Source organism: Enterococcus sp. DIV1682a (assembly GCF_051711005.1).
Lineage (GTDB): Bacteria > Bacillota > Bacilli > Lactobacillales > Enterococcaceae > Enterococcus_B > Enterococcus_B hirae.
In genome coordinates, this window is the sequence record NZ_JBIOLT010000001.1 from 1,676,775 (window position 1) to 1,689,706 (window position 12,932).

General features: G+C 38.5%; 10 protein-coding genes. 1 reads left to right on the plus strand and 9 read right to left on the minus strand.

Features of this window, described 5'->3' with window-relative positions; all coding sequences use genetic code 11:
• Nucleotides 1–213: 213 nt before the first annotated feature.
• From IGJ23_RS07595 to pcrA, 8 genes are all read right to left on the minus strand, one after another.
• Nucleotides 214–342, minus strand: a complete 129-nt coding sequence (locus IGJ23_RS07595; RefSeq protein WP_010718988.1) for a hypothetical protein — start codon at nt 340–342, stop codon at nt 214–216.
• Between the two features lie 83 nt (nt 343–425).
• Nucleotides 426–1,799: a 23S rRNA (uracil(1939)-C(5))-methyltransferase RlmD gene (gene rlmD, locus IGJ23_RS07600; protein WP_063627211.1), complete on the minus strand. Its 1,374-nt coding sequence runs from the start codon at nt 1,797–1,799 to the stop codon at nt 426–428.
• Nucleotides 1,800–2,131: 332 nt separating this feature from the next.
• Nucleotides 2,132–3,172 (minus strand): diacylglycerol kinase, encoded by a 1,041-nt coding sequence (locus IGJ23_RS07605; RefSeq protein ID WP_010718986.1) that lies wholly within the window; start codon nt 3,170–3,172, stop codon nt 2,132–2,134.
• Nucleotides 3,173–3,181: 9 nt separating this feature from the next.
• Nucleotides 3,182–4,612: an Asp-tRNA(Asn)/Glu-tRNA(Gln) amidotransferase subunit GatB gene (gatB, locus tag IGJ23_RS07610; protein ID WP_438774807.1), complete on the minus strand. Its 1,431-nt coding sequence runs from the start codon at nt 4,610–4,612 to the stop codon at nt 3,182–3,184.
• A complete protein-coding gene (gene gatA / locus IGJ23_RS07615; RefSeq protein WP_010718984.1) occupies nt 4,609–6,081 on the minus strand; it encodes an Asp-tRNA(Asn)/Glu-tRNA(Gln) amidotransferase subunit GatA in 1,473 nt (490 codons plus the stop codon). The genes gatB and gatA overlap by 4 nt, the downstream gene beginning before the upstream one ends.
• Entirely contained in the window at nt 6,081–6,386 is a 306-nt protein-coding gene (gatC, locus tag IGJ23_RS07620; RefSeq protein WP_010718983.1) for an Asp-tRNA(Asn)/Glu-tRNA(Gln) amidotransferase subunit GatC, read from the minus strand. Before gatC ends, gatA begins: the two co-directional genes overlap by 1 nt.
• A 108-nt stretch (nt 6,387–6,494) precedes the next feature.
• The gene (gene ligA, locus IGJ23_RS07625) at nt 6,495–8,525 is read right to left on the minus strand and encodes an NAD-dependent DNA ligase LigA (RefSeq protein ID WP_438774808.1); all 2,031 of its coding nucleotides are present in this window, start codon (nt 8,523–8,525) and stop codon (nt 6,495–6,497) included.
• Nucleotides 8,526–8,541: 16 nt separating this feature from the next.
• Nucleotides 8,542–10,779 (minus strand): DNA helicase PcrA, encoded by a 2,238-nt coding sequence (gene pcrA, locus IGJ23_RS07630; protein WP_438774809.1) that lies wholly within the window; start codon nt 10,777–10,779, stop codon nt 8,542–8,544.
• Nucleotides 10,780–11,009: 230 nt separating this feature from the next.
• Here pcrA and IGJ23_RS07635 point away from each other — a divergent pair, with 230 nt between their 5' ends.
• The gene (locus IGJ23_RS07635; RefSeq protein WP_438774810.1) at nt 11,010–12,569 is read left to right on the plus strand and encodes a ClC family H(+)/Cl(-) exchange transporter; all 1,560 of its coding nucleotides are present in this window, start codon (nt 11,010–11,012) and stop codon (nt 12,567–12,569) included.
• Between the two features lie 109 nt (nt 12,570–12,678).
• Here the strand turns inward: IGJ23_RS07635 and IGJ23_RS07640 are convergent, their stop codons facing one another.
• The gene (locus tag IGJ23_RS07640) at nt 12,679–12,918 is read right to left on the minus strand and encodes a hypothetical protein (RefSeq protein WP_010718979.1); all 240 of its coding nucleotides are present in this window, start codon (nt 12,916–12,918) and stop codon (nt 12,679–12,681) included.
• Nucleotides 12,919–12,932 lie beyond the last annotated feature (14 nt).

Here is a 12,932-nt window from a genome sequence, read left to right on the forward strand (position 1 = left end):
TGGTCGGGAAACCTACTTCATCTTATCAGTTCAGGAGGCTTTTTTTATACCTCGCTGGAAACTTTCCGGAACTACCTGCATAGCAGGTGGTTTTCAAAACACAAAAAAATCTGAGTCAGAATGAGGTTCTTTCTAACCCAGATTTGATTTTACACAACTCATCAGTCCTTATTGACAAGGAGCCGTATTCTGTTTCGCGTTGATTCTTTTTAATTATTTATTATAGATTTTTGGTCCTTTTCGCATATTCCGTCGATCATTTTTAGGCTCAGCCATTTTTTTTGAACGTCCGCCGCCTTGTTTCTTTTTGATCAATTCAAGCATTTTTTCCTTTGTATCCATCTTGTACCTCTTTCTTCATGATTGTCAGCTACGTTATCATTTTCTAGTTTTCTGATTCTTTTACATGATTCACTAAGTTTGAATTATCCCTTAGGTGCTAATAGCGCCACTAATTCCACATGATGTGTTTGTGGGAATAAATCGACTGGTTGTACTTTTTTCACTTCGTAGCCTGACTCAGCAAATAACTTTGCATCTCTGGCAAAAGTTGCTGGATTGCAAGAGATATACACTAATTTCGCAGGTTCCATGTCAATGGCTGACGCAATAAAACGTGCATCTAATCCTTTTCTTGGCGGGTCGACAACGATCACAGATGGTTTGATCCCTTTGTCTTGCCATTTCTTCATGACTGTTTCTGCCTTACCCACTTCGTAATGAGCATTTTCAATTTTGTTTGTTAATGCATTGAATTGTGCATCTTCAATCGCTTCCGGAACAAGTTCCATTCCATAGACCTCTTTAACTTTATCAGCTAAAGATAAACCGATCGTTCCAATACCAGAGTAAGCATCAATGACGGTATCTTCTTTTTGTAACGCTGCAAATTCAATGGCTGTTTGATACAATTTTTCCGTTTGTTCAGTATTCACTTGATAGAATGATTTTGAGGAAATACGGTAAGTTTTTCCCAATAGTTGATCCTCAATATAACTTCTACCATAAAGAACCTTCTCTTTATCGCCTAATATCACGTTTGTTTTCTCTTCGTTGATATTTTGAACGACTGAAACGACTTCTGGCAATTCTTCATGAATAATAGACGCAATTTCCTTACCTTTAAAGAATTTTTCTTTTCGTGTAACTAAAACGACCATCATTTCATGTGAGTAATGACCTCTTCTGATGATAATATGACGGATCTGTCCTTCATTTTTCGCCTCGTTATAACCACGTACTTGGAAACGTTGCAAAATATCTCTCACACGTTTGATGGCTTCATCGATTGCTGGATCTTGAATATAATAATCCTCGATTTCAACTAGTTCATGACTATTCTTTTTATAAAAACCAGTTGCTAGACGACCATCTATTCTTCTCACTGGAATCTGTGCTTTGTTACGATAGCCAACAGGATTCTCCATTGGGATGGTAGGTAAAATGTCAACCTCTGGCATCTTGGCGATCTTGCTCATGACATTTTCCACTTGCTTTTGTTTAAAAAGTAATTGTTGCTCATAGTTCAAATGTGCTAAAGGAGCAATTCCTGTCCGTAGAAGGCGATTATCCTTTAATGGTTGACGGTCTGGTGATTCGGTTAGCCATTTTTCTACTTTTCCATAACCAAATTTATTCCCAGCTTTTACTACTAGCACTTCCACTCGTTCACCTGGTAATGCATTTTCAATAAACAAAGGATAGCCATCGATTTTAGCTACGCCCATACCTTCATAACTTAAATCGATAATATCTAATGTGTAACGTTCATTTTTTTTAACTGATAGTTTCTCTTTCATAATAACTCCTCATTTAGGTTTGTAACTGAAGCAATTTTGCTTTTAGTACTACGGTCATATCCAAAAAACGATCATTTGTGTTTTATTGGATAGGGACTTGGTACCGGGTTGCTTCAGGACATTTTTTTTAGGCACATAGAGCCTTTTTTTGGCAAGTCCATTTATTCACTTGATGCCTTCACTTCATTTACGATCCAATTGTCAATCTTTCGTTCGCCTGCTTTAGACTCAACAAAGAAAAATAACATACTGTTACATAATGATCTTCAATGAATAAGAATTAATTTTTATCATACGAAAGGGTGGAACGATCATTTGTCCCACCCTTTACGTCATTTTTCTTTATCTGCAATCTTGCCGTCACCGTCTATGTCTTCATCAGTCAAACGCTCAACTTCTTTGACAAATTCTTTGCTGACCTCTTCTAACTCCTCTTCGGAACCAGTAATTGCTTCATCTGGAATTTGGTCGATGTTTGCATAAAATTCAATATGTTGATGAAGGTTTTGGAAGTGCATAGGTGCATTTCCACCATATTCGCCGTCTAAGTTGATCATGACCGGTCGGTTGATATCGTCTTCTGTTTCGACATACAAACTGCTGGTTTTCGTATAAATCACTCGAGAATCATCTACATGGCGCCCACCATTCAACATCAAGGCTGCGATATGCAAAATTTCAAAAATATTCGCTGTTTTGACAATAATTAATGAAAATTTACCATCGTCTAGCTTGGCATCAGGAGCAATCTTTTCGAACCCGCCGACTGAATTAGTGAGTCCTAAAAAGAACATAGAGGCATTCCCGATGTATTCTCCTTCATCATATTTCAAGCGCATTTTGATTGGTTTCACTCGAGGCAGCATCTCTGCTCCTTTAGCTAAATATGCCAAATAGCCGAAAATACTCTTTAGTTCTGAAGGAACTTCATAAGTTAACTCCGTTAAATAACCACCTGCAGCGATGTTGATAAAGTAGCTATCTTCCGTTTGACCGATATCCATCTTAACCGTCTGATTCTTCTTGATAACTTCAGCTGCGGCTTTGATATCATCCCGTGGAATCTTTAACGCACGTGCGTAATCGTTAGTAGTACCTGCTGGGATAATCGCCATTTTAGGACGATGCTCAAGCGGTGCAATACCGTTAACAACCTCATTGATTGTCCCATCGCCTCCCGCAGCTACCACCAGATCAAATCCATTTTCTGCTGCTCTTCTTGCTTCATTTTTGGCAGAATTTTTTTCTGGTGTTGTCGCATACGCACTTGCTTCATAGCCAGAATCCTCCAAAGCTTGGAGGATATCCGCTAGATTTTTTTTCAACAATTCTTTGCCAGAAGTTGGATTATAAATAACACGAGCTTTTTTCATGATCTACTCCTAGCGTTTTGCTAATTCTTCTTGCAACAGTTTATTAACGACACCTGGATTGGCTTGACCTTTAGTTGCTTTCATGATTTGTCCTACTAAGAAACCAACCGCACGATCTTTTCCGTTTTTGAAGTCATCTACTGATTGTTGGTTATTATCTAAGATTTCGTTAATAATTGGTAATAGTTTGCTTGGATCAGACAACTGAACCCAACCATTTTTTTCAACAACATCTTGTGCGTCGCCACCATTTGTGATCAATTCTCGGAATACTTTTTTCGCAATCTTAGAACTAATCGTACCATCTGCAATCAGACGAATCATGCCTGCTAGATTTTCAGGAGTCAAGTTCGTTTGAGCTAATTCTAGTTTCTCACTGTTCAAGTAAGCAGATACTTCACCCATTAACCAGTTAGATGCCTGTTTTGCATCCGCACCATTCTCTAAAGTCGCTTCAAAGAAGTCAGACATTTCTTTTGATAGAGTTAGAACCATTGCATCATACTCTGGTAACCCTAATTCTTGGATATAACGTTGACGACGAGAGGCAGGCATTTCCGGCAAGCTTGCTTTCACTTTTTGGATCCATTCATCGTCAATCAAAAATTTAGGAATATCAGGTTCAGGGAAATAACGATAATCGCTAGAACCTTCTTTGACACGCATCAAAATCGTTTTATTAGTTGTTTCGTCAAAACGTCGTGTCTCTTGTTGGATTTCTCCACCAGAAAGTAAGACTTTTGCTTGACGTTTTTCTTCAAAGGCTAGACCTTTTTTAACAAATGAAAGGGAGTTTAAGTTTTTCAACTCTGCTTTTGTTCCAAATTCTTCTTGTCCATAAGGTCGTAAAGAAATATTGGCATCACAGCGCATAGAACCTTCTTCCATTTTCACATCACTAACTTCAGTAAATTGGATGATTGAACGCAATGCTTCTAGATAAGCATAGGCTTCTTCTGGTGAACGCATATCAGCTTCAGAAACGATCTCGATCAATGGTGTCCCTTGACGGTTTAAGTCAACGTAAGAATAGCCACCAATACCATGCATGTTCTTACCAGCATCTTCTTCTAAGTGAACTCGTTCGATCCGTATTTTCTTTTTCTTACCTTCAACTTCGATCTCGATCCAACCGTCATGCCCAATGGGTTGATCAAATTGTGAGATTTGGTAAGCTTTTGGATTATCTGGGTAAAAATAATTTTTACGATCAAAATGTGTGTCTTTAGAAATTTCACAGTTCAAAGCGAGTGCTGCTCGCATACCAAATTCTAATGCTGCTTTATTCATTACTGGTAAAACACCAGGATATCCCCAGTCGATCACATTTGTATTGCTGTTTGGTTCAGCTCCAAAATGTGCAGGAGCTGGAGAGAAAATTTTTGAGTTGGTCTTTAACTCAACGTGGACTTCAAGCCCAATGATTGTTTCAAAGTTCATTCGCCTTTCCCTCCTAAAATTGCTGGTTTTTGATTATGGAATTGTGTTGCTTGCTCAAAAGCATAGGCTGCTTGGTACATTGTTTTTTCATCAAAATAATTACCAATGATTTGTAAACCAACCGGCATATTCTCAGATAATCCCGCAGGAACTGACATTCCAGGTAAACCAGCTAAGTTAACAGGAATTGTTAAGATGTCACTCATGTACATCGTGATTGGATCGTTAATGTTTTCACCGATACCAAATGCCACTGTTGGAGAAGATGGGCCGATGATCAAATCGTAGTCTGCAAAGACTTTTTCAAAATCACGTTTGATCAATGTTCGAACTTGACCCGCTTTTTTAAAGTAAGCATCATAATATCCAGCACTTAATGAGAATGTTCCCAACATGATCCGACGTTTGACTTCTTCGCCAAAACCTTCAGTACGTGAATTCACATATACATCTTCTAAGTTCTTCACATTTTCTGAACGGTAACCGAAACGAATACCATCAAAACGTTGTAAGTTGGAACTTGCTTCTGATGAGGCAATGATATAGTAGACTGCTACCCCATATTTTGAATGTGGCAAACTTACTTCTTCTACAGTTGCGCCTAATGAACGGAAAGTTTCTGCCGCTTTCAAAATGTTTTCTTTTACGCCAGGAGCGACTCCTTCGCCAAGATATTCTTTTGGTAAAGCAATCTTCATCCCCTTGATGTCGCCAGTTAATCCTTCGGCAAAATTAGGAACAGAAACACCAGAAGATGTGCCATCTTTTTCATCATAGCCACTGATTGCTGTTAAAGCTAATGCATTATCTTTGACGTTGCGAGTCATTGGCCCGATTTGATCTAGTGATGAGGCAAAGGCGATCAAACCAAAACGTGACACACGTCCGTAGGTAGGTTTCATTCCCACGATTCCATTAAATGAAGCTGGTTGGCGAATACTTCCGCCTGTATCACTACCTAAGGAAACTGGGATTTGTCCAGCAGCGACTGCAGCAGCCGAACCACCAGAAGAACCACCAGGAACTTTCGAATGGTCCCAAGCATTTTTTGTTTTCTTAAAGTAAGAAGTTTCTGTACTTCCTCCCATCGCAAACTCATCCATGTTCAATTTACCAACTGGAATCATATCTGCTTGATACACTTTGTCCATGACAGTAGCATCATAGATAGGATCAAAATTATAAAGAATTTTGGAAGCTGCAGTCGTCAACAGATCTTTGGTAACGATATTGTCTTTGATCCCAATTGGAATCCCAGCTAAGACATTATTTTCGTCAATTCCTTTTTCATCTAACGCCTTGGCTTGTGCCAGAGCTTTTTCTTCATTCAATGTAATAAAAGCTTCAATCTCTGGCTCAGTTTCTTTGATTCGCTCAAAGGTTGCTCTTGTTAAATCTTGTGCAGTGATTTCTTTAGAAACCAATAATGCGTGCAATTCTTCTAAAGAAAGATCATATAGTTTTGTCATTATGCGCCAGCCTCCCCATTGTCAATAATTGCTGGCACTTTGATAAAGCCATCTTCTTTTTCTGGTACATTTCTCAACAATTCATCGCGATCCCAACCAGCACTTGCTCGGTCTTGTCGCATAACGTTCACTGTTTCAACCACATTTGATGTAAATGGAACACCTTCTGTATCAACTTCCTCAAGCATTTCCACCATATCAATGATTTTCCCTAATTGATCAGTAAAACTTGCAAGTTCTTCATCTGCGAACGCAAGTTTTGCTAATTTGGCAACGTGTTTTACTTGTTCTTCACTGATCGCCATACTACCCCTTCTTTCTAAACGAGTTAAAAACTTTGCTCTCTATTTTAACATAAGTGATTCCCATCTGAAATTGTTTCTTGAAATTTGTCTGAAAAAAATCAGATTTTCTTAATTAAAATGACTGTCAGCTAATGCTTCTGCCATTTTTTCTTCTGACCATACGTCGATTCCTAGTTCTTGTGCTTTGGTCAGCTTACTACCAGCGTCTTCACCTGCTACCACGATGTCGGTTTTCTTAGACACACTGCCAGTAACCTTACCTCCAAGATTTTCAATGGTTTCTTTTGCTTCTTCACGCGTAAAACGAGTCAATTTCCCTGTTAAAACCACTGTTTTTTCTTTAAAAGGTGAGTCGATCGTTTCAATCTGTGAAGAACGAATCCCTTTATACTCAAAGTTGACACCTGCTTGTTTTAGTTCGGACATCAAGTCATGGACCTCTTCATTACTGAAATAAGTCACTACGCTATCAGCAATTGTATCGCCAATCGTGTCTAGCGCAATGATCGATTCAAAGTCACTTTTACTTAATGTTTCCAGATCGCCAAAATGCTCTGCTAATATCTTCGCTGCCTTGGAGCCGACGTGGCGAATCCCTAAGCCAAATATCAATCTTTCGACCGAATTATCCTTACTATCGTGGATCGCTGTCAGTATATTATTGGCTGATTTTTCTTTGATTTTATCTAACGTCAGCAATTCCTCTTCCGTTAGCTTGTAAAGATCAGCCACATCTGTAACTAGTTGTTTATCATACATCTGTGCCAATACTCTTGGTCCTAGGCCATCGATATTCATGGCGTTACGTGAAACAAAATGATTCAATCCTTCTTTGATTTGGGCTGGACACTTCGGATTGATACAACGAAGAGCAACCTCTTCATCAAGATGAACTAATTCACTATGACAGATCGGACAATGTGTTGGTAAAACATAAGGTTCGCTATCAGCAGGTCGTTGATCCAACACGACTTGTGCTACTTCAGGGATAATATCTCCTGCTTTATAGATACGAACAATATCGTTTAACCTTATATCTTTTAACTTGATGTAATCACCGTTATGCAGACTTGCTCGACTAACTGTCGTGCCAGCCACTCGTACCGGAGTCATAATCGCTGTAGGTGTCACAACACCAGTCCGCCCAACCGTCCATTCGATTTCTTCGATCTTCGTTTCTACTTCTTCCGGTGGGAATTTATACGCTGTTGCCCAACGAGGTGCTTTGACAGTAAAACCTAATTGGTCCTGTAAAGAAAATTCATTCACTTTGATGACGATTCCATCAATTTCATAGGTTAAGTCCATTCGTTTTTCATGGTATTCTTCAATAAATGACCAAACTTCATCAATCGAATGACACAAACGCTTTTCGTGATTCGTATGGAAACCGATCTGTTCTAATTCTTCTAAAGCATCATATTGGGTTGTTGCTTTCATCGGTCCAAAATCCGCTACCGTATATAAAAAAGTATCCAAATTACGTTTTGCAGTAATTTTAGAGTCCAGTTGTCTCAGTGATCCTGCAGCTGCATTTCGAGGATTTGCAAAAATATCTTTTCCTTCTGCTTCTCTTGCTTGATTCAATTGCACAAATGATTTTTTGGGCATAAAACATTCGCCGCGGACTTCGATACTGATAGCATCTTTCAACTTCAATGGGACAGAACGAACTGTTTTTAGATTTTCTGTGATATTTTCGCCAACCGTCCCATCTCCTCTTGTTGCACCACGAACAAATTCGCCATTTTCATAGCGCAAGGAAACCGATAAACCATCAATTTTTAACTCACAGCAGTAATCAACAGGGCGACCAATCGCTTTTTGGACACGTTGATCAAAGGCAAAGAGTTCGTCTTTGCTAAATACGTCATTCAAACTATAAAGCGGAATATCATGAGTCACTTTTTCAAACCCACTGAGAACTTTCCCCCCTACTCGCTGAGTTGGTGAATCCGAAGTGATTAAATCAGGATATTGCTCTTCAATTGCTACTAATTCAGCATATTCTTGATCATAAACATAATCTTCGACAGTTGGTTTATCATTAACATAATATTCTCTGGACCAACGATTTAACCGAGATCGTAGTTCTTCTGCTCGTTTTGCAGCTTCATCAATTGTCATTTCATGTTCCATCGTTTATCCCCCCTGTTTAAACTTTTTCAATTGGCGCAAATGCTGCTAACAACCGTTTCACACCTTGACTAGGAAATGCCACGTCCAATTCTAAATCTTTGGCAGTACCATTTACCCTTACCACTGTTCCGATCCCCCATTTTTTATGATTGACTTTATCGCCTGCTTTCCAGCTATTGCTTTCTCCACCAGTTGCTGTTTTTGAAGAAACAACAGTTGTTACTGGTTGTTTGTAGGCTGGTTTAGCTGTTCTGCTCGTAAAAGGACTCGTTTGTTTTGGCGTTGGCCGCATGCCTTGGACTTCTAATAATTCTTGATCGATTTCTTCTACAAAGCGAGAAGGTCGATTATATTGTGTCCTGCCATATAAGGTACGGGAAAAAGCATTGGTCAGGTAGAGTGCTTCTTCTGCTCTCGTGATCCCGACATAAGCAAGTCTTCGTTCTTCTTCCAATTCGCTTTCTTCCATCAAGGCTCGTGACAATGGGAAAACCCCTTCTTCCAAACCAATCAGAAAGACGACTGGAAATTCAAGACCTTTTGCGGCATGCAAAGTCATCAATGTCACTTGGGTGGTTTCTTCTTCTAAATTATCGATGTCAGAAACTAAGGCCAAGTCATTTAAAAATACAGTTAATTTTTCTTCTGGTGCATCCGCATTTTCTTCATTTTGTTTTTCAAATTGTTTATCAAATTCTTGAGTAACGGTTAAAAATTCTTCCAAGTTTTCGATTCTTGCTTGTGATTCTAAAGTATTTTGAATTTTTAAGTCCTCTAGATACCCACTACGTTCTAAGATTTCTTTTGTCAGTTCGGTCACTGTTAGATAGGGAACCATTTGTGTGACGTCATTGATCATGTCGCCAAAAACTGCTAATTGTTGACCGGCTTTTCCACCAATGTTAGTTAAATCAACATTTTGCGCCGCTTCAAGGAGTGGCCATTGGTGGATCGTCGCAAAACTTCTTAATTTCTCGATTGAGCCAGGTCCGATCCCGCGTTTAGGCGAATTAACGATCCGTTCAAAACTGATTGAGTCTTGAGGATTCGCAATCACATTCAAATACGCTAAAATATCCTTAATTTCTTTACGGTCGTAGAACTTATGTCCGCCCACCATTTTATAAGGAATATTCGCTTTTAGTAAGGTTTCTTCCATCACACGAGACTGAGCATTAGTTCGATACAAAATCGCAAAGTCGCCATAATTCCGTTGATTTTCACGAATTTGCTCTTGCATACGATCCACGATGAAACGTGTTTCATCTCGCTCGTTATCTGCACGGTAGTAAGTGATTTTATTTCCTTCCCGGTTTTCTGTCCAAAGATTTTTCGGCTTTCGATTGCTATTATTTTCGATCACTTGGTTGGCAGCACTTAAAATTGTTTTAGTCGAACGGTAGTTTTGCTCTAATAAAATGACTGTGGCATTCGGATAATCTTTTTCAAAATCCAAAATATTTTGCATATCAGCGCCACGCCAACCGTAAATACTTTGATCAGCATCCCCCACAACACATAAATTTTGAAATCTTTGGGCGAGTAGATTAACTAAAGTATATTGTGCATGGTTCGTGTCTTGGTATTCATCCACATGGATGTAATGGAATTTATTTTGATAATAAGTCAAAGAATCAGGATGCTCTTCAAATAACCGAATGGTATTCATAATCAAGTCATCAAAATCCATACATTGGTTATATTGTAATTCTTTTTGATAAGCTACATAACACTTAGCTGCAATTTCTTCATAGTAACTTCCCAGCAACTTGGCAAACTCCTGAGGGTTTTGCAAGTTGTTTTTTGCTTGCGAAATCGTTCCAAGTATACTTCTTGGATCGTATTTTTTCGGATCAATATTCAATTCTTTTAAGATACGTTTCATTAAAGACAACTGTTCAGAAGAATCGATAATGGTAAAATTTCGGTTGTAACCGATGAAATCGACATCTCTTCTTAAGATACGCACACACATGGAATGGAAAGTCGATACCCAAACATCTTCGCCACCATATTCTAAAATGGCATTTACCCGCTCCTTCATCTCTTTAGCGGCTTTATTGGTAAAAGTAATCGCTAGGATGTTCCACGGATTTACTTCCTTTTCTTCAATCAAATAAGCAATTCGGTGGGTCAAGACCCTCGTTTTCCCACTACCTGCACCGGCCATCAATAATAGTGGTCCCTCGGTATGAAGAACCGCTTCTTTTTGTCGAGGATTCATCCCATTCAATAATTCACTTTTGGATGACATTTACAACATCCTTTCTTTTATCAATCCGTTTAATTATAGCATTTCCCCAGCTTTCATTAAAGCATATATTATCTATGAATAGGGTAGTAATAACCGCAATCTGATCACTGCAAGCGAAATGAAAATTTGTTTGCAAAGCGATGGATTTGCAATGAAAAAAAATTTCTTTTCTTTTCCTCTTGTAAAAAAGAAAAAATCACGCTAAATTAAATTGAAACGAGGGATTAGCAATGAAAGCAAAAACATTATTTAAACATGTCGACAAAACACAACTATATTATATTTTAAAAGGGCTCTTAGTTGGGTTGCTCACTGGCGGTATCGTTAGCATTTTTCGCTTGGCAATTGAGAAATTTGGTGAATTAACCGAACAAGTTTACCTTCATAGTCAACAAGAACCTTTATATTTAGCATTTATCTTAGCAGCTTCAATTATTATTGCTATTTTTGTGGGATTTCTTATCAAAAGCGATCCCGATATTAAAGGAAGCGGCATTCCCCAAGTTGAAGGACAATTACAAGGAGAATTAACAGTCTCATGGTTTTCTGTTCTATGGAAAAAATTTATTGGAGGCGTGTTATCGGTTGGTTCCGGTTTATTCTTAGGTCGAGAAGGTCCATCAATCCAGTTAGGCGCAGTGGTGGGTGAAGGAACAAGCCAATTATTAAACAGCTCTTCAGCTGAAAAGAAAATTCTTATCTCTAGCGGAGCGAGTGCAGGATTAGCAGCAGCATTTAATGCACCGATTGCTGGGTTATTATTTGTTTTAGAAGAAATCCATCATTCTTTCTCTCCATTAGTTTGGCTGACATCCTTTACATCAGCGATCACTGCTAATTTTGTGTCACTTTATTTTTTCGGTTTGAAACCTGTATTGTCTCTAGGAAAAATTCCGTCTTTACCGTTAAAATATTATGGTTTTTTAATTATTCTAGGTATTATTCTCGGTGTGCTAGGGTATATTTATCAGATCGTTTTGCTTAGCTTACCAAAATTTTATCGAAAGCTGCCGATTCCTGCACACTTTCACGGAATCGTTCCTTTTCTTTTAGTTTTGCCGATTGGCTATTTTTGGCCAACAATCCTTGGTGGCGGAAACCAGATCATCATCACTTCAGGACATGCCTTTTACCCATTAACATTGATTGCAGGTCTGTTTATCTTACGGTTTTTCTTTTCTATGGTTTCATATGGCGCCAGTTTACCGGGCGGGATTTTTTTACCAATCCTAACTTTAGGTGCGCTGATTGGAGCATTTTATGGAGGGGCTTTAGTGAACTTAGTTGGTATGAATCCGATTTATGTCAAAGACTTTCTCGTGATTGCGATGGCAGGTTACTTTACAGCAATCGGAAAAGCCCCGTTGACTGCAATTATCTTAGTAACGGAGATGGTCGGTTCTTTGAATCATTTGATGCCTTTAGGTGTCGTTTCACTCTTCGCTTACGTTAGCAATGATTTATTAGGAGGCAATCCGATTTACGAATCTTTACTCGAGCGATTGATTCAACAAGAAAAACAACCAATATTAGTCGGCAAAACAACCTTTGATTTTCCAATCACTGCGGAAAGTACATTGGATGGACGAATGGTCAGAGATTTCAATTGGCCAAAACATATGTTACTCGTTTCTATTATTAGAGGAAATAAAGAGATTTTGACTCATGGGGATACAATCATGAATGTTGGCGACATTTTAGTCATCTTAACCGATGAACGTCATCTTTCAAGCATACGGAAAACGATTGTTGCTCGCTCTTCGATTTTAACGACGAAACAAGCCTTTTAGGCAATAAAAATTTGCTCTTACGATTAGCCAGTATGCTAGTGGTAAGAGCAAATTTTTATTTTATAGGGAAATACAACCAGTATCTTTATCTTTAAAAAAACTTTTCATCTTATTCTCTTTCTTTATTTCCCCAAAAATACTTCACTGTAATTGTTACTCCTACAAGGAATATTCCCAAGAAACTAATCATTAAACTGTCTGTGTCCGTTGTTTTGGGGAAGGTACTCATCGTTTTTACTTCTGTTTTAATCACATAACCTGGTTTTTGAGCCCCTGCACTTTCTTGCTGGTCATTTGGCAGTTCGGCATCAATTCCAAGTGATCCTTTTACGTCAAGTGTTGCCTTCATATTATCCCTTCTAA

Bases quoted from the DNA above. Each gene is read 5' to 3' on its own strand.
- gatC (WP_010718983.1), bottom strand. From the start codon at position 6,386: ATGGCGATCAGTGAAGAACAAGTAAAACACGTTGCCAAATTAGCAAAA.
- gatB (WP_438774807.1), bottom strand. From the start codon at position 4,612: ATGAACTTTGAAACAATCATTGGGCTTGAAGTCCACGTTGAGTTAAAG.
- ligA (WP_438774808.1), bottom strand. From the start codon at position 8,525: ATGGAACATGAAATGACAATTGATGAAGCTGCAAAACGAGCAGAAGAA.
- gatA (WP_010718984.1), bottom strand. From the start codon at position 6,081: ATGACAAAACTATATGATCTTTCTTTAGAAGAATTGCACGCATTATTG.
- IGJ23_RS07635 (WP_438774810.1), top strand. From the start codon at position 11,010: ATGAAAGCAAAAACATTATTTAAACATGTCGACAAAACACAACTATAT.
- pcrA (WP_438774809.1), bottom strand. From the start codon at position 10,779: ATGTCATCCAAAAGTGAATTATTGAATGGGATGAATCCTCGACAAAAA.
- IGJ23_RS07640 (WP_010718979.1), bottom strand. From the start codon at position 12,918: ATGAAGGCAACACTTGACGTAAAAGGATCACTTGGAATTGATGCCGAA.
- IGJ23_RS07605 (WP_010718986.1), bottom strand. From the start codon at position 3,172: ATGAAAAAAGCTCGTGTTATTTATAATCCAACTTCTGGCAAAGAATTG.
- IGJ23_RS07595 (WP_010718988.1), bottom strand. From the start codon at position 342: ATGGATACAAAGGAAAAAATGCTTGAATTGATCAAAAAGAAACAAGGC.
- rlmD (WP_063627211.1), bottom strand. From the start codon at position 1,799: ATGAAAGAGAAACTATCAGTTAAAAAAAATGAACGTTACACATTAGAT.